This is a genomic window from Aequorivita capsosiphonis DSM 23843 (genome assembly GCF_000429125.1).
Lineage (GTDB): Bacteria > Bacteroidota > Bacteroidia > Flavobacteriales > Flavobacteriaceae > Aequorivita > Aequorivita capsosiphonis.
Map to the genome: position 1 here is coordinate 41,475 of NZ_AUBG01000002.1, position 15,982 is coordinate 57,456.

At 36.6% G+C, this 15,982-nt stretch carries 18 protein-coding genes; 3 read left to right on the top strand and 15 right to left on the bottom strand.

Annotation, left to right across the window (positions count from 1 at the left end):
• Positions 1-25: 25 nt before the first annotated feature.
• The 7 genes from G440_RS0102520 to G440_RS0102560 form a co-directional block, all read right to left on the bottom strand.
• Positions 26-1,054, bottom strand: a complete 1,029-nt coding sequence (locus G440_RS0102520; protein WP_026449861.1) for a toll/interleukin-1 receptor domain-containing protein — start codon at positions 1,052-1,054, stop codon at positions 26-28.
• A 36-nt stretch (positions 1,055-1,090) separates the two neighbouring features.
• Positions 1,091-1,315, bottom strand: coding sequence for a PGDYG domain-containing protein (locus G440_RS19315; RefSeq protein WP_034258880.1), 225 nt, complete (start codon positions 1,313-1,315; stop codon positions 1,091-1,093).
• 21 nt (positions 1,316-1,336) lie between these two features.
• Positions 1,337-3,568: a caspase family protein gene (locus tag G440_RS0102530; protein ID WP_026449862.1), complete on the bottom strand. Its 2,232-nt coding sequence runs from the start codon at positions 3,566-3,568 to the stop codon at positions 1,337-1,339.
• A gap of 58 nt (positions 3,569-3,626) precedes the next feature.
• Entirely contained in the window at positions 3,627-5,603 is a 1,977-nt protein-coding gene (locus G440_RS0102535) for a tetratricopeptide repeat protein (protein WP_157417830.1), read from the bottom strand.
• Between the two features lie 511 nt (positions 5,604-6,114).
• Entirely contained in the window at positions 6,115-6,744 is a 630-nt protein-coding gene (locus G440_RS0102550; RefSeq protein ID WP_026449865.1) for an NADPH-dependent F420 reductase, read from the bottom strand.
• A gap of 16 nt (positions 6,745-6,760) precedes the next feature.
• Entirely contained in the window at positions 6,761-6,961 is a 201-nt protein-coding gene (locus G440_RS0102555) for a hypothetical protein (protein WP_026449866.1), read from the bottom strand.
• 19 nt (positions 6,962-6,980) lie between these two features.
• The gene (locus G440_RS0102560; RefSeq protein WP_026449867.1) at positions 6,981-7,586 is read right to left on the bottom strand and encodes a nitroreductase family protein; all 606 of its coding nucleotides are present in this window, start codon (positions 7,584-7,586) and stop codon (positions 6,981-6,983) included.
• Between the two features lie 137 nt (positions 7,587-7,723).
• On the opposite strand from G440_RS0102560, the gene G440_RS0102565 reads away from it, so the two are divergent.
• The 3 genes from G440_RS0102565 (at position 7,724) to G440_RS0102575 (ending at position 9,545) form a co-directional block, all read left to right on the top strand.
• A complete protein-coding gene (locus G440_RS0102565) occupies positions 7,724-8,677 on the top strand; it encodes a TerC family protein (RefSeq protein ID WP_026449868.1) in 954 nt (317 codons plus the stop codon).
• An 80-nt stretch (positions 8,678-8,757) separates the two neighbouring features.
• Complete coding sequence (hpf, locus tag G440_RS0102570) at positions 8,758-9,060, top strand: ribosome hibernation-promoting factor, HPF/YfiA family (protein WP_026449869.1); 303 nt, start codon at positions 8,758-8,760, stop codon at positions 9,058-9,060.
• 17 nt (positions 9,061-9,077) lie between these two features.
• Positions 9,078-9,545 carry an arsenate reductase family protein gene (locus tag G440_RS0102575; RefSeq protein WP_157417832.1) on the top strand — a complete coding sequence of 156 codons (468 nt, stop codon included), beginning with the start codon at positions 9,078-9,080 and terminating at the stop codon, positions 9,543-9,545.
• Here G440_RS0102575 and G440_RS0102580 read toward each other — a convergent pair whose 3' ends face one another.
• The 8 genes from G440_RS0102580 to G440_RS0102615 form a co-directional block, all read right to left on the bottom strand.
• Positions 9,546-9,911 carry a hypothetical protein gene (locus tag G440_RS0102580; RefSeq protein WP_157417834.1) on the bottom strand — a complete coding sequence of 122 codons (366 nt, stop codon included), beginning with the start codon at positions 9,909-9,911 and terminating at the stop codon, positions 9,546-9,548. It lies immediately after the preceding gene.
• A gap of 291 nt (positions 9,912-10,202) precedes the next feature.
• Positions 10,203-10,454, bottom strand: a complete 252-nt coding sequence (locus G440_RS0102585; protein WP_026449872.1) for an acyl carrier protein — start codon at positions 10,452-10,454, stop codon at positions 10,203-10,205.
• Positions 10,455-10,460: 6 nt separating this feature from the next.
• Positions 10,461-11,732, bottom strand: a complete 1,272-nt coding sequence (locus G440_RS0102590) for a beta-ketoacyl-[acyl-carrier-protein] synthase family protein (RefSeq protein WP_026449873.1) — start codon at positions 11,730-11,732, stop codon at positions 10,461-10,463.
• A complete protein-coding gene (locus tag G440_RS0102595; protein ID WP_026449874.1) occupies positions 11,729-12,178 on the bottom strand; it encodes a 3-hydroxyacyl-ACP dehydratase FabZ family protein in 450 nt (149 codons plus the stop codon). The genes G440_RS0102590 and G440_RS0102595 overlap by 4 nt, the downstream gene beginning before the upstream one ends.
• Positions 12,179-12,246: 68 nt before the next feature.
• Complete coding sequence (locus tag G440_RS0102600; protein WP_034258884.1) at positions 12,247-13,020, bottom strand: SDR family NAD(P)-dependent oxidoreductase; 774 nt, start codon at positions 13,018-13,020, stop codon at positions 12,247-12,249.
• A 2-nt stretch (positions 13,021-13,022) separates the two neighbouring features.
• Positions 13,023-14,075 (bottom strand): type III polyketide synthase, encoded by a 1,053-nt coding sequence (locus G440_RS0102605; RefSeq protein WP_026449876.1) that lies wholly within the window; start codon positions 14,073-14,075, stop codon positions 13,023-13,025.
• A complete protein-coding gene (locus G440_RS0102610; RefSeq protein ID WP_026449877.1) occupies positions 14,072-14,791 on the bottom strand; it encodes a methyltransferase domain-containing protein in 720 nt (239 codons plus the stop codon). The genes G440_RS0102605 and G440_RS0102610 overlap by 4 nt, the downstream gene beginning before the upstream one ends.
• Positions 14,788-15,915 (bottom strand): NAD(P)/FAD-dependent oxidoreductase, encoded by a 1,128-nt coding sequence (locus tag G440_RS0102615; RefSeq protein WP_026449878.1) that lies wholly within the window; start codon positions 15,913-15,915, stop codon positions 14,788-14,790. Before G440_RS0102615 ends, G440_RS0102610 begins: the two co-directional genes overlap by 4 nt.
• Between the last annotated feature and the right edge of the window lie 67 nt (positions 15,916-15,982).

The window sequence follows — 15,982 nt, forward strand, 5'->3', positions numbered from 1 at the left end:
AATATATTAGCAATATCCTTACTTCCTATTGATCTGCATAACGCACCGTAATCCAAACAGAGTTATCTGCATAATTAGTGACTCCCGTTACCAAAACTTTCTGGCCACTAATTATAGTTTCACCGTGAAGTATTTGACGGTCCAGAACACTAAATATATTTTGGGAACTTATAGCTGAAAGCAAATCACCGGCTCTCGGCATTTCCAGATTGTCTTCACCAAAGGTAAGTTTACCTTCTAAATCAAGATATAATGTTTTTGTAAAATACCGTTTACCACTAGCATCCCAAAATAAAACCATTCCTTCATTTGGCATTAGTAAATCCAAGGAATCCAAAACTTGTGCGTAATTTTCATCCCTTCCATAATTTCGCATATACTTGATATATCCTTCAATCGAATTGGCATCTAGTGCATCTTCCCAGTCGGGATTCAGGCTTGCTTCGTCTGTTTGAGAGATATCATTAGTCTCGTTAGCGTCCACAGCTGGAGCTTCGTCATCTACGCATTGTATCAATATAAAAATAAACAATACCAATGAAACGATACCTCCAATGATATAAGGAGTTATCTTCTTAGATTTTTTTTGTGGAATTGAATTTACATTGGTAGTCGCCACCGGGGGCTTAAAAGTTCCTTTTGGAACCGATTTATTTTCTTCTGCTAATTTTAAAGTTAGTTTCAAATCATTTACTAAGCGTTCAAAACCAGCCTCGTGGCCCATTGTGGTAAAATCTACAAATTGCTTACGCGCCAGCCGCATCGGCACCTCACATTCCTCTATTTTTATAGGGTTTACGTGCTTGTCTAGACCAATGGCGTATGAAATTTCATCTTTTACATTCTCTGAAGCCACGGAAGTTTGCGAAAGGATCAATACCACCGCATCCGCCTTTTTGAGTTCTGATTCTATGGTGTCATCCCAATCTGTTCCGGTGCGAATGTTTTTATCGAACCACACTTCAAACCCCTGTTTTCTTAAGGCATCTACCAAGGATGATACATATTCTGTATCGCGTCTGGAATAACTGATGAAAATTCTTTTTCCGGCCATGACTTTAGTTATTTAGTAAGATTTATTCTGAATGTTTTATTCCTGCAAATCGTAAGTTCTTTTAAAAATAGCGTCATCACAAATGTACTTTTCGCCATCAATACCAATCATAAGCCAGTCGCCAGCCTTACCTGTTACAGTACCTTCAAGGGATTCCACCTGAAAAGCTTCTTGGATCTGGATACATTTAACCGGGATAGGTTTCTTGGTTGCGGTATTGAAATCGAAGTCAGGAGTTTCGTTGAAGCGGAATTTGAGCATAGTATAAGAATTTGATTGAAATTACGACAAAAAATTGATTTTTAGAAATTTGATAAATGGATCTTCTGGATTGTCAGTTTGCATTAGACTAACGTAAGCATTATAAGCATTGGAATGAATTGAAATCTTTTCACGTAATCCGGCCATTGCTGCGGCTTTACTATAGTTTTCCTTCGCTCCTTCAAAATCGCCTTTATATAGCAAAGCTTCTGCAATAGTTGCGAATTTCCAAAGACTGGGAAATGGATCTTGTTCCGTAGCTTGGTATGCTTGATCTGCAAACGCAGTCATATCGCCCTTCTCTCCTTTCATCAAACTGAGAAAAGCCAAGTTGATGGCCTGGTAATAAATTTGGGAATAATCTTTTTTCGCTTCAGAAATTTGTAGTGCCTTGCTGTAATGTTTAAAAGCCATCTGTAAGTCTTCCGCCAAAAATGTTTTTAAATATTGCCGTTTATATCTTCCGCCCATGATTCCCAACAAATTCGAATTATCTTTTGCCGTGGGATTCTCTATTAAAATGTTCATTGCCTCCTCTTCCCTACCAGCTGCTTCCAAAGCATAGATCAATCGTTCTAAGCCTTTGTTGTCAAGGTCTTTTAGCTTGGGAAGAAGTGTGTTTATCACTTCATTATACGCACCCATGGCAATGTTAATTTCCTCTTTGTTTGAAAATTTATTTAAAAAGCTCTGATTGGTCAAGGTTTTTAAAATGATGCGATAACCATCAGTATCCTCATCTTTAATTTGAACAATGGAAAAGTGATCTCCATCTATTATTTCCTGGTATTTCTTCGGAAAAGGTTTCAGACTTGAAGAAATTGGCACAAACTCATCTCTTGTAGCTGCGATGCTTTTAAAGATAAAGGGATATTCGTTCTGAAACTTCTCGTTCCAAGCATCTCTAAGCTTTCGCATATACGGACTTCCCTCCTTTAGCTCCTTTTCATCATTGCCATAAGTGAAGAATTTTTCTAACTGAATTTCCGGTAATCCATTGCTCGGTGTTCCGAAGAATAAAACATGACTGATTCTGTCTAAATCATTTTTATCCAGTTCCAATAAAGCTTGCTGTGTTATAATTCCACCTAAGTCGTGGGCTAGAATTGCGATCCGTTTATACTTGGAGAATTTGTTTCTAATAGAAGTAAGCAGATAATCTGAGTTTCTTTTGATATCACTGGCACAGGCCCAAATATTTTTACCCATTTCGGGGACTATATTCCCACTGTAACCTAAGGGGAATATATCCCAACCTTTCATCGCTTCATTGGCCATTAGTAAATTTGGCGCTTCGGAAAAGGTATGTTCGGCATCGCCAGAAAATCCGTGGACAAATAGAATAGCGCTATTGCTATTTTCTGTTTCTCTAAATGTGTTAACTGGTTCTTTTTTAGTTGTATTAGATGCTTCTGCTAAAGTGATTATTTCGTCTTCATCAGCATTTTCTTTTATCAAATTTGAGACAAAACTCACCACAAAATCTTCATAGATCTGAAGATTTGCAAACGGATTTTGGTCTGGATATATTTCGGGAACTCTCTTAAATAAGTATTGAACCACTTCAAAAATACGAACAAAGGGATCATTCTTTTCGTGCTTACTATCTCCTCTTAAAACTTCAATCATACATTGTGTAAAAAGGCTATTTTCTTGACCTTCTAAAACAACGCTCAATTGATCTGCGCGACAGGCGGAAACGATGGTCATTCCCCGACCGTCGTCTAAGTTCTGGGCTAGACCATCTGCATTGGTATGTTTGGGTTGCAGTGCTGAAACGCCCGCCGTCATTCCTGCGGCGTGACAACAGTCTAAAAAGAAGATCAATCTCCGTGATTTTAACTGTGATATTTTATATTTAATTTCTTCAGCCTTTACCCACGTGGTTTTATAATTTACTGGGTCATAATCATACGGGCAGAGATGAAAATACTTTTGGTTTTCGTACTCGGGCTTCTTTTTTGCCGGATCTTTTATAAAAGTATTGTCGCTGTACATCCCGCCGTGACCGGAATAATAGAGTAATACTGAAGACTTTTCGTCGGTCCGTTCCAATAAATCATCAAAGGCTTTGAGGATGCCATTCCGGGTTGCCTTTTTTTTAGTAATTATCTTTATATTTTTCCTGTAGTAGCTCCCGTGCTCTTTATCGGCTAAGATTTTATATAAAGCTTTGGCATCGTTAACAGTTTCGGGTAAATCATCACTGCCAACCCCAATTATAAGTGCGTGCGCATTTTTTAACTTGCTCATTTTTATATAGATAAAAGTTATCTTCGAGAAAGCTGAAAGCGCAGTTAAAGAGCTGAAATCACTTCCAAAAGTTCATAACTTCCTCGAACTCCTTAGTTTTATTATACTTTAAAAATTGGGGGTCATTTTTAAAATATTTCCAGTGGTATTTATGTCCATTGGCTACTGCCTTCAGTAAATGTTTATACATTTTAATGGTATTATCTGTGGCGGCATAATATTGGGCCAAGGCATAATCCACATCTCCGAACTGATAATCGGCTCTTAAATTCTCTAAAGAATTGATGTTTTTTTCGGCATTGGAGTTCTTCCCAAGTTTAAAATTACTTATCGCTAATTTCGCCAAAACCTCAATATCTCTAGGGTTTTTAGTATGGATTTCTTTTAAGATTTTCTCGGCCTTTGCATATTCTTCCTTATAAAAGAAGGCATAGGACAGCATTTTAGTATCTAAATTTCCTTTTTCGGTATTGATGATTATATTGAAGAATTCATCTGCTTTGCTTCTATTATTTTTCAGCAAAAACTCCTTCCCTACCTGTAAATACAATTCTTGAGTTTCGGCTGGGGTTGCCGTTATTTCTATCTTTCTTAAAAATTGGTTGAGATCTTCTATTTTATTTCCCCGAACATAAGCTATGGCCAATGGCCTGTTCAAGGATTTAGCTTCGTCTTCCTGCTGCGCCTTTTCAATGTTTTGAATGGCAGTTGTGTATTTGCCCAATTCTATATCTGCATAGGCTTTCACATAGATCCGTTCAATGCAATGAGAGCAATTTTGCAGGCTCATGCTGTCCATATTAACGGTTTTGTAAATTGCTTCTACGTCTTTGGGTCGGTTAACGTATTGCAAGGCAATAACCATTGCGGTTTTATTGGTTATTAGATCGAAAGGTGCAATATCATACTCTTTTAAAATTGATTTATACACGGTGCGGTTATCCCCTCTTAAAAGCGCTTGATACATATTTAGTAGGTTCAATTGCCGATTGTTTGAATAGGAATCTGGTTTTATTAAATTTAATAGGGAATCGGCTTTTTTATATTCACCTTGGTTGTAATAATGGGCAACACGCAAAACTTTGGGTTCAAAATAGTCGGAATCTGCGGCAATAGATTTATTGAGTAATTCTATATACTCTTTGTTGTTATTGTCGTTGCTGTATTTGGCTTCAAGGAGATATTTATAAGCATCATATTTTGGAGGGGTTTCTTGGAGCATCAATTTTTTTTTGTCTTCCGTAACAAAATACCCCGTTATGGATTCATTGAGATCTTCAATGCATTGCAACGGATTTTCCTTGGAACATTCCGAAGATTTAAAGGAAATAAGGGTTTTATTGGAGTTCCCATCTGTAATGGTTCCTTGAAAAAGCATTTCGTCGTTTTTAAGATAGAAATTTCCCGAAATGATTTTGCTGGGGTTTAGATATTGCTTGACAACTGCCCTTTCGTCATCTTCGGTGGCTGTTCCTTTAAGGTTGATTTTGTATTCGTCAATTAAATCTTGGGTAATCACTTGCGCTACTTGGTTTTCCGTAATTCCGTGAATAATCCAGTCGGAAGCCATCTTGCTTACAATGTTATATTTTGGATCGCCGGTATTGTTGCCAAAACGTAAAACTGCAATTTTATCATTGCTTTCTATTTTTGCAATAGCCTCATTATTTTCTTGGGAAAAATTTTTATCGACAATAAAAAATACGGTGAGAACACAAATGGAAGTGATTATTCCCCAAAAAGTAAAATATATTTTCTTAAATGCCGCTTTTTTCTTTATGTCCTTTTCATCAACTTCTGCTTCGGCTTTTTGTAATGGAGCAAGTCGAAACCTCCATAGAAAAAAAATATAGAGTGGAAAACAAAGTAGCAAAACAATAATTAAAAAAGTAACAGATTTATGAGGAAGCCCCAAAGGTTGCCATGTTACCGAAAGCACCTGCAATATCACCCACGCAGATACCACATATATGGACAACATTTTGAAGACTTCCTTTTCATTGCATTGCCTAAAAAAGGAATTAAGCTTCATCATATTTGGTTAGAGTAGCTAAGTTACTTAAATTCATTCAGCTTCCCTTAATAATTATGAATTTATACAAGTACTTGCCTATTAATTCATTACCTTTATCTAATGTCTAATTTAAATCTTTTCAATCATGGCTCAAACACCAGATAAAAAACCAGCCACAAATAAGGCTGCACAATCAAAACCCGCTAAAGCTACGGCAAAACCAAAGGTTAAACCAAAACCAGGAGCAGATATAAGACCAGATTAGTTACTTAGGTTTCGCTAAAAAATTGATAAAATCCCTTTGTTTTTATAAATTATGGAGGGGTTTTTTTATGGAAATATGGTAAGGCAAGCGCTGAGAAAGTTTTGCTTGAAGCTTCTATTCCATTACGATAAGATAAGTGTGAAATTAAAGAAAGTTCTTTTCGATAATGAATTTCGAAAAAAACTTTCTTCTTACTTATTGAGTTGTTTGAATAAAGGGATTTTTGCTTCAGTATAAACCAAGTTTTAAATCCTTCTTGAATAGACTTTATTTATTCATCATAGCTTCCAAACCTTTCCTGTTGGTTGACTTCCCGTAGATTTTTTGTTCAGGATCCATAATATGGGTGTCCTTCAAGTTACCGATATAAACAGATTCAAAACCAATATCTTCTATTAGTTGTTGGGTAATCTGTTTGCTCTCCTCATCTTGAGCCGCGAATGGTACAGCCATCTTGTCTGAGGTTCGGAATGCATTATCTCTTAAATGTTCGGCATAAATGGTGTTGAATGCCTTTGATGTTTTGGCTGTTCCGAATTTCATTGCAGTATATTCTGAAGCATTAAGATTGCCGTCACGAACTTCCTGAGCCATTGCACCATCTCTTTTTGGGTACGGATTGGTAGCGTCAATGATTACTTTACCTTTATATTCTCCTGCGTAATGTTCAGACAGTTCATCAATGGCCTTAAAAGGAACTGCTAGCAGATAGACATCTGCATTGGCTTCCCAAGCTTCATCAAGACTAACGGCCTTGGCCTTCCCTCCTGCTTCTTGCACCAATTGATTTAATTGATCGGGATGTCTGCTGGTAAACAAAACTTCATGTCCTGCTTTCGCCCAGTGTTTTCCTAAGTTACCTCCAATATTTCCACTTCCTATTACTCCTATTTTCATAATTTTTATTTTTAGTTTATTCTTCTTCGGAATTGACTTTTTTTAAAGTATCGGAAATTTTCTTCTTTTCCGATTTCGATTTCATTTCTTCGTCTTTTTCCATCTTTAGTTCTCCATCGCCCTTTATTTTTAAATCTTCCTTTTTATCGGTTTTACCGAAATTGGAGGACTTTCTATATTCATTCTGAAAATCTGCGTGTTCTTTTTTCTTCTCCATAGTTCTTTATTTTACTGTTTTAGTTTTTAAAGTTACCGTTGAAAGCAAACTCTTCCTGTGATTTTCTTTCACGCATTTCATTGAGTTCCTGCCTTTTTAGATCTTCCGGTAATACATCTGGATCACCACCAAAATAACCAAAAGCCACGGCAGTTGTTACGTGATAGTCATCTGTGAAATGAAATTCCTTGTGTGCTTTTTTAAATTGTACGCCGGCCATTTGATGTACGGCAATGTCCATGCTATTGGCCTGATGAATTACATTTCCCATAAATAATCCTAAATCGTGATGGGCGTGAAAGTTCTCCTTATCATTTGTTTTCATCGTTTTTTTAAACGCATTGATCCATAACATTTGTGAATTCCCCGCCCAGCTTTGATTAAATTCATCTAAGCAGTTAAAAATACGATCGTATGTGGCAGATCCTTTTATCCCCCATATAATTCGCCAAGGCTGAATATTTGAGGCACTTGGCGCCCATCTACCCGCTTCCAATATTTTTTTTGCGTCTGGTTCACAAATAGGTGTATTGGCAAATACTCTCGGACTCCATCTATTTTTGATGCTTTCCAAAACAGGATGATCTAAAGGAGTATTTTTAGAAACGGTTTGCTTGTCTTTCATATTTTTCTTTTAAATGTAAGGGGTTTAGCTTCGGTTTAAAAACTTTTAAAAAAGAATTAACGCTCTCCACGAGTATTAACATTTCACTGTATTAAATAAACTGTAATTGCGCTTATTTTTGTTCAAAATAATACCGAATGATGGTCTGGGCAATATTTATCGCTTTTATTATTTTATGTTTAGCATTGGATCTGGGAGTTTTCAATCGTAAGCCTCACGTCATTAAGACTAAAGAAGCCGCTATTTGGACTACAATTTGGGTGGTGATTGCCATTGGGTTTTCCGGTATAATCTATTGGCTCTTTAATGACAACTTAGTTGAAAATCCTACTAATCTAACGCCGCAACTTGCCGTTCTTAAATACATTACCGGCTATTTGATAGAACTTTCTTTAAGCATTGACAACGTCTTTGTAATAGCTGTAATTTTCTCTTCGTTCGCCATTCCACAGAAGTACCAACACGAAGTTTTGTTTTGGGGCATTTTAGGTGCTATCGTCTTTAGAGCCCTGATGATATTTTTTGGAGTGGCACTTATCAATAAGTTTGATTGGATAATCTATGTTTTTGGAGCATTTCTTTTAGTCACTGCCTTTAGGATGTTATTCCATAAAGAGGAAGAATTTGATCCTAAAAAATCCAAAATGTTCCGTTTTCTAAAAAAGCTTTTTCCAATAAGCTATAAAATGGATGATGATAAGTTTTTCATCAAGCGGATGGGGGTTCGTGCCGCTACACCCCTATTTGTTGCCTTGATAATAATAGAACTTACGGACATACTTTTTGCGCTAGATAGCATACCGGCTATTCTGGCAATAACTGCAGATCCATTTATTGTTTTCAGTTCGAATATTTTAGCCATTTTAGGACTGCGATCTATGTACTTTTTAATATCCAGAATGTTGACGAAATTTAGATATATAAATTATAGTTTAGTTGTAATTCTAGCCTTTGTAGGAGTAAAAATGATACTCTCCCATACTATTGAAATTCCAGAATGGCTATCCTTGGCAGTCATTGGCTTTTCACTTGCAGCGGGGATAGTGGCATCTGTAGTTATTCCAAATCCAAATCCCGCTGAAGAACAATAATTTCACAAAATCCTACTAAAAGTTTGGCATGACTTTTTTGCTATCGTACCTTTAGAATTGATAATAAAAACCAAAAGATTATGAAAATAAATTTTGAGTACCACGAAGTGGCAGGTAGCCAAAGGTTAGAGGCCTTTGTTACAGAAAGATTAAATAAACTTGAAACAAAATATGATTCCATAATTGGTGGAGACGTTTATTTTAAAAAGCAAAATTCTACCAATCCTGAACTAGGAAAAATTTGTAGTGTTCGGTTAAGTATTCCTGGTTCTACCATATTTGCGGAATCGTCTAGCGCATCTTTTGAAGCATCGGTAGCTAAAGTTATTACAGAGCTTCGCACCCAATTGCAAAAACGTAAGGAAAAATTAAAAGCACATTAATAGATAGTATGAAAGATATGGGACAAATAGCGCGCAATGATAAACAATTAACGCTTATATACAGTAGCAATACACGCGTTGGAACGCATACACTGAGTTATCTTACAGGAATGGAGGGCCGGTATTTAGCAATAGACTTGGCGAAAACCAAGGTAGCTGATACGCAATGGGCAGAAATTGCCGAAGCTCTTGGAGTAAAAATTGGTGATTTGGTTGACAAAAGAGAGCTAGATATAGATGCAGAAACTACTGAAAATTTTGATTCAACTGATTGGCTTAAAATTATTCAGAAAAATGACTCGGCTATTTCTAGACCTATTGCTATAATGGGTAAGAGAACGAAACAGATTGATAATCCCCCGGAGATTATGGAGTTCTTTGAAGTGGATTCTGCAGGCTTGGAACAAAGTCCATTAGATGGTGGGGAACCCGATATTGAAAGAACCACGGAAAATGAAAATTTCATTGAAAAACATAAAGAATAATTACTCTTGTTGAATTTTTTCCAATGGTTGTATTTCTGGCTTAACTTGTTTGTAAATTTTTAGCTGGGGTCGCGTTAAGATATCTTGCATATCTGCAGTCTCCTCTTGCTGAAGTTGATAAAGCAAGTTAAGCTTTTCTTTTCCGCTGAACTCAGCTTCAATCTTATAACGGCGAATTAAAAATTCTTCTACTTTCTGCTGAAACAACAATTGTTGTTCCCCAGTCATTCCGAGTTCTGGAATATATCTATTTGTAATTTCTATGGCTTGCTTTTTAGCAGTGGCATTGGATTCCTGTAGAAATGGATCTTGTGAAAAGGCCGAAAAACTCATAAATAAAAGTAATAGGCCGAATATATTTTTCATGGCTTTGAATTTATTTATCATTGAAATTAATGAATTTATAAACTCCTTCCAATTACTTTAACTCACTTTAACGCGCTGGAATATGAGCTTTAGTCTGAAATTTTACCGGTCTCTGGTAGAATTAAAATGATGTGCTCTAGTATATCTCACTTTTCCTAAATTCCCTCGTTTCATAAAAATATGGCAGTAAACAATTTATAAGCATTAGACTTTTAAATGTCGTATTATTTTAATAGCCTCTTCCTTCGGCAGGTTGGTATGACTTTCAATAGCTAGAAGTTTAGTTTCAGACTATTTTGAAACTTTTTGCTGAATTAATGCTATGGCATCGTTCACATTGCGCATCTTCTCCATATCTTCATTTTTAAATTCAATATCGAAAACATCCTCTATATCTAAGATAATATCAACAAGATGCGACGAATTAATATTCAATTCGCGGGTGAGATCGCTCGATTTATTAATTTCATTTGCGGAAATATCGTCTGGCAAATAGATCTTTATTATGGGTTTAAGTTTTTCGTATATTTCTTCCGAAGTCATCTGATTTTAAATTTTTTTAAAGATAGCACAAGCGTTTACATCCCCAAAACCAAAGCTTGCTTTTGCGATAGTTTGTAAGGATTTTTTATGCAGTTTTTTTGGAATTTTTTCTGAAGCAATTAAGGAGGTTATTTTTGGATGCAAATGCTCACAATTTACGTTGGGAAAAATAAAACCTTCGTGCACTTGGAGGATTGCTGAAACAATTTCAACACTTCCGCTTGCCGCCAAACAATGCCCCACCATTCCCTTAAGGGAATTTATATATGGAAACTTTCCTCCTTTTCTGTTTAAGGCAATAGCCCAGTTTTCAATCTCATCTGGATCCTTGATAGTGGCAGTTAAATGTCCATTGATATAATCAATATCACTTCCAGAAACCTTTGCTTCTAGCAAAGCATCTTTGATACATTTTTGAACGGCTGCGCTATTGGGTGCAGACATACTGCCTCCATTTCTTTGTCCGCCGTTGTTAACAGCGCCTCCAAGTATTTCGGCATATATAGTTGCTCCTCTTTCTTTGGCACTTTCCAAAGATTCAAGAAGGTATGCTCCTGCCCCACTTCCCGGAACAAAGCCGCTGGCATCGGAACTCATGGGACCTGCAACTTTATTTGGTGAATCGTTATATTTATAGGTTGTTACTTTCATCGCATCAAAACCGCCCCAAATGTAAGGTCCGTGATCGCTGGCGCTGCCGCAGAGCATGTATTGGGCCTTTCCGTTGGCAATGTGTTCATAACCCATTAAAAGCGCTTCTGTTCCCGTTGCGCAGGCAGAGGAGTTGGCGGTTACCATATTCCCAGCGCCAATAAGACCACCCAAATAGGCACTCACGCCACTCGTCATGGTTTGTGCCACAGAAGTGCTTCCCAAACGCCGTACATTTTTGGCATCAATTCGATAAATAGCTTCGCGAAATTTTTCAACGCCACTGGTTCCAGTTCCAAAGATTATTCCCAAGTCCCATAAAGGTTCGTCTTCTTGTTTGGCCGGCTCTAGTTTTGCGTCTTTTAAAGCATCCATTCCCGCAATTACGCCATATAAAATACCACTGCTATTGAAATTGCGAAGCTGAAGATCAGATAAGTATTCGCGTTTCTTTTCTTCGGAAATACTTGGCTGTGCCCCTAATTGGCAAGAAAAGTTTAGATCGCGTAATTCAGGAAAGAACGCAATTCCCGAAACACCGTTTTTTATGGCTTCGGAAAAATCAGGAATACCTACTCCATTTGGCGCAACCACTCCCAGACCAGTTATTACTACGCGTTTCTTCATGGTTGAACAGTCTCCTTTAAAATCATACCGCTGATGGTTCCTTGTGCAACTATTTCATCTTTAATGTTCAGCATTTTCACTTTGCATTTTAATTTATTAAACCTAAAATATATTTTTTCCGATATTACTTTTACTTTTTCATCTGGAAATATCGGTCGATAAAAATCGATTTCGGTGCTGCTCATCACGAATTTTGTGTTTTCCGAAACTTGTTCTTCATTTAAAAGAAAGATGCCAAAACAAACCAGGCCAATTTGCGCCATACACTCGGTTAATATGACTCCTGGAGTAACTGGGTCATTTTTAAAATGCCCCTCATAAAAATAAGCATCCCTTCTAAAAGTATACGTTCCGGTTATCTTTTCAGTGGAAACTGAAAGTATCTCATTGACAAATAAGAATGGTTCAGAATAAGGCAGTTTCTCTATTAAGTCTTGAGTTTTCAATATTTTTTTGATTTATTTTCCTCCAGTTAGCTACGGAATCCGTTTCATCCTCATCTATAACTTTAACTTCATCTAAGACTTTCCCCGCCATCAACTTTTACAATGCTTCCGTTTATCCAATCGGCTTCATTTTTACAAAGTAAATAAACTGCGTTCGCCACATCTTCGGGAGTTGTGAGTCTATTAAAAGGATTTCTAACTTTTGCCATTTCAGCTAATTTTTCACTTTCGGGGATAACTAGAAACGATGGTGTTTCAGTAGTTCCGGCTTGAATGCAGTTGGTTGTTATACCAAACGGAGCTAGTTCTACGGCCATATTGCGCATTAATGCTTCTAGCACTGATTTTGCAGCTGAAACCGCGGCATAACCTGGCCAAACCCTTGAATTGCCCTCACTTGTAAAAGCGATATTCCGAGCTCTATCCACAAATATCTCCTTCGTAATTAGACTTTGGGTCCATTCATACCAGCTGGTGGCCATAGCGTGAATGGTTATATCGAGATCTTGTTTAGATAATTTTTCGCTTTGGGAGTTGTCCATTGTTTTTAGGCTTCCTTTTGCGATACTGTGCAATAATAACTTTACACTTTGCTTTGGTAATTCTTTAACAACTTCATTTATAACACTCTCTTTTAACGCATCTTTGTTAAATGTTTTTACCAAAACACCTTGCAATTTCATTTCAATAACCTCTTTTTCAAACTTTATCAAATTTCTTTTTCTATCGCGGTGAACAATACAAATATTCATTCCTTCGGAAGCTAATTTTTTAGCACTTGCCAACCCCAAACCACTGCTTCCTCCTAATATTATTGCCCAATGTTTTTTGAATTCACTCATAATTAAAATTTCAAGAGTACGCGTTGCGCAGAAAATCCGGGACCAAAACTAAGCATCAAGCCTAAGTCTCCCTTGGCGGGTTTTTTCTCCATAAATCGCTCTAAAACATATAAAACCGTAGCGCTGCTCATATTGCCATATAACCGAAGCACTTCCTTGGTATCATCGATATTCTTGCCCAAACTTCCGAATAAATCCTCAACGGTTTCAACAATTTTCCGCCCGCCGGGATGAAAAATAAGATGGTCGATATCTTCAATTTTCAAATTATTTTTCTCCAAAAACGGATGAATAATCGCAGGAAAATGTGCTGCTATTTGTTCAGGAACAGATTTATCGAGAATCATTTGTAAACCAGTGTTCACCAGCTTAAATCCCATCATATTTGTGGCGTCATAAAAATGATACATTTCTTCAGCAAGAATTTCGGGTCCTTTATCTTCTTCTTTTGACGACATCAAAACACAAGCTGCGCCATCACCAAATATTGCGGCACTCACTATATTCACCATGGAGAAATCTTCGAGTTGAAAAGTAGCTGTGGGTGCTTCCAAAGCAATTACGGCGGCGCGCTTTCCAGGATTAGCTTTTAAAAAGTTTTTTGCATAAATAATTCCTGATATTCCCGCTGCGCAGCCCATTTCCGTTACGGGCAAGCGAACAATATCCTGCTTCATTTTCAGCTCATTAATCAAATACGCATCTACTGATGGAATCATAATGCCTGTGCAGCTTACGGTGATTATAAAATCGATATCGGTCGGTTTCCAATCTGCTTTTTCCAGTGCATTTTCAAGACATTGTTTCCCTAGTTTTTTGATTTCCCGAATATATATATCGTTTCGCTCCTCAAAACTTGTATTTGTAAAAACCTCCAAGGGATCCATAATCGAGTAACGTTTATCAACTCCAGCACCTTCAAAAATTTTAATTACTTTTCTTTGAAAACGGCTTTCTTGGTTTTGCATCCATTGCTCCACAAACGGAATAATCTCATCTGTTTCTCGGCTGTATTTGGGTACTTGTTTTGCAACTGCGGTTATTTTTACGCTCATAATTCTTTTTTGAGTATCCATTGGTAGCGATAGGCCCAGCGCCAATGAATTTCACTCTGCTGATTTGGTATTTTTTTTGACATTCTTTCTAATTCCTCTTTTTTAAAGCCTCTAGCCACTGAAACCAATCCATCGTGCCTTGCGGTTTCGGTTTTTAAAAAAAGTTGACTTCCAATTTTAAAAAGATTGAAAGCTTGTCTGCTTCTTTTTAAATCATTTATTATTATGCCTATACTAGTTTTGTTCAAGAGAACCTGTAAGAGGTTTTGGATTTTATCTTTACTGAAATGATGTAAAAACAAGGTGCATAATGCAATATCGCAATTTGGAATTAACTTTTCTTCGGAAAAGACATCAACTTTTAAAAATTTAATATTTGAATATTCCTTACTTTGACTTTCTGCAAACTGCAATATGTTTTTGTTGAAATCTAATCCTATCAATTCAAAATTGAAATTATTTTGAATTCCAAATTCGGCGCATTTACGAAGTAATTCTCCATCGCCACAACCCAGGTCTAAAATAGTGATTTTATCGGTTTTGTTTTTATGCTTTAATAGTTTTTGAAGGCCATCAATGGTAATATAATTTCCCCCAAGCCATTTGTTTACTATTCTTAAATCATCTAGGAGGTCTCGCATTTCTGATCCTTGGAAATCAAGATCGTCCATAACCTCCTGTTGTTCGGACCTATATTTATTACTAAAAGTGATCATGACTTTGAGTTTCCGTGTGTTTTCTTTATAATCATTGGGACCAATGATGGTATGTTTTTGGCTAGCGCGAAGCCTACTTTTGAAGCTCTTGGATTCATTAAAACACGCTGGATGAATCTTCCTGTTTTCAATCTGCTTTCAAATTCATCTTCCCATTTTTTTCTGTAATCCAATTCTAAGGAGTCGCGATTAAAATTGCCTTTCTGAAATGATTCCAAAAACAATTCAGAAAAAATCTGTGCACTTTTTATAGCCATCGCCATTCCGTTGCCACAAAGTGGATGAATAAGTCCAGCACTATCCCCAATCATAAATATATGGTTTTCTACTGGTTTCTTCTTATGAAATGATACTTGGCTAATGGTCAATGATTTTTTAAAAAGTGGTCTTGCATTCGTAAAAAAATCATTTAAAAAAGGGTTTTTAGAAAGTTCTTCATTCTGAAAAACATCAATTTTACCGCAGTTCTTAAAGGATTTAAAAGTAGTTAAATAACAAGCATTCACAACGTCCGTTTCGGTTTTGCTCAGGCCGCAATAACCTCCTTGGAAATTGTGTAAAGCTACAGTGTTATCAGGAAAATCGTATTCATAATGGGCCTTAACAGCAAGCCAAGATGAATTTTGCTTCATAAACTTTCGGTTTAGAAAAGCATCGAGATTAGATCTTTTTCCGAAGGCACCAACTACAAAATTTGCTTTTAATACTTCTTTATTTTGAGTTGTGACACTAAATTGGTTTTTTTCAAAACCTATTTTTTCAACAGTATCAAAAAGCACATGAGCTTTCTTTTTAACCGATTCATAAATTAGTTGATCAAAAGCATAACGACTAATTCCGAAACCGCCCAAGGGCAAATTCGCTGTTATAGGCTTGCCTTTAATATCGGTAATTTTAAATTTGGAAATTTTCTTTGCGCCAATATGCAATGGGTCAATCCCCAATGATCTTAAATATGGTAAAACTTCATTACTTACATATTCACCACAAACTTTATGATTTGGATATTGATTCTTTTCAATCAAACAAACGGAACAATAATTATTGGCAAGGTGCAAGGCTGTTGTCAGCCCGGCAAGTCCGCCGCCAACTATTATAATATCCCAAGTTTTCGTTTTTTCCATACTAGATACTAGTGTTTAAAACTAAAAAAAAATCCCGTCCATAAATGGTACGGGATTGTTAAATAGT

Bases quoted from the DNA above. Each gene is read 5' to 3' on its own strand.
- G440_RS0102520 (WP_026449861.1), bottom strand. From the start codon at position 1,054: ATGGCCGGAAAAAGAATTTTCATCAGTTATTCCAGACGCGATACAGAA.
- G440_RS19315 (WP_034258880.1), bottom strand. From the start codon at position 1,315: ATGCTCAAATTCCGCTTCAACGAAACTCCTGACTTCGATTTCAATACC.
- G440_RS0102530 (WP_026449862.1), bottom strand. From the start codon at position 3,568: ATGAGCAAGTTAAAAAATGCGCACGCACTTATAATTGGGGTTGGCAGT.
- G440_RS0102535 (WP_157417830.1), bottom strand. From the start codon at position 5,603: ATGATGAAGCTTAATTCCTTTTTTAGGCAATGCAATGAAAAGGAAGTC.
- G440_RS0102550 (WP_026449865.1), bottom strand. From the start codon at position 6,744: ATGAAAATAGGAGTAATAGGAAGTGGAAATATTGGAGGTAACTTAGGA.
- G440_RS0102555 (WP_026449866.1), bottom strand. From the start codon at position 6,961: ATGGAGAAGAAAAAAGAACACGCAGATTTTCAGAATGAATATAGAAAG.
- G440_RS0102560 (WP_026449867.1), bottom strand. From the start codon at position 7,586: ATGAAAGACAAGCAAACCGTTTCTAAAAATACTCCTTTAGATCATCCT.
- G440_RS0102565 (WP_026449868.1), top strand. From the start codon at position 7,724: ATGATGGTCTGGGCAATATTTATCGCTTTTATTATTTTATGTTTAGCA.
- hpf (WP_026449869.1), top strand. From the start codon at position 8,758: ATGAAAATAAATTTTGAGTACCACGAAGTGGCAGGTAGCCAAAGGTTA.
- G440_RS0102575 (WP_157417832.1), top strand. From the start codon at position 9,078: ATGGGACAAATAGCGCGCAATGATAAACAATTAACGCTTATATACAGT.
- G440_RS0102580 (WP_157417834.1), bottom strand. From the start codon at position 9,911: ATGAAAAATATATTCGGCCTATTACTTTTATTTATGAGTTTTTCGGCC.
- G440_RS0102585 (WP_026449872.1), bottom strand. From the start codon at position 10,454: ATGACTTCGGAAGAAATATACGAAAAACTTAAACCCATAATAAAGATC.
- G440_RS0102590 (WP_026449873.1), bottom strand. From the start codon at position 11,732: ATGAAGAAACGCGTAGTAATAACTGGTCTGGGAGTGGTTGCGCCAAAT.
- G440_RS0102600 (WP_034258884.1), bottom strand. From the start codon at position 13,020: ATGAGTGAATTCAAAAAACATTGGGCAATAATATTAGGAGGAAGCAGT.
- G440_RS0102605 (WP_026449876.1), bottom strand. From the start codon at position 14,075: ATGAGCGTAAAAATAACCGCAGTTGCAAAACAAGTACCCAAATACAGC.
- G440_RS0102610 (WP_026449877.1), bottom strand. From the start codon at position 14,791: ATGATCACTTTTAGTAATAAATATAGGTCCGAACAACAGGAGGTTATG.
- G440_RS0102615 (WP_026449878.1), bottom strand. From the start codon at position 15,915: ATGGAAAAAACGAAAACTTGGGATATTATAATAGTTGGCGGCGGACTT.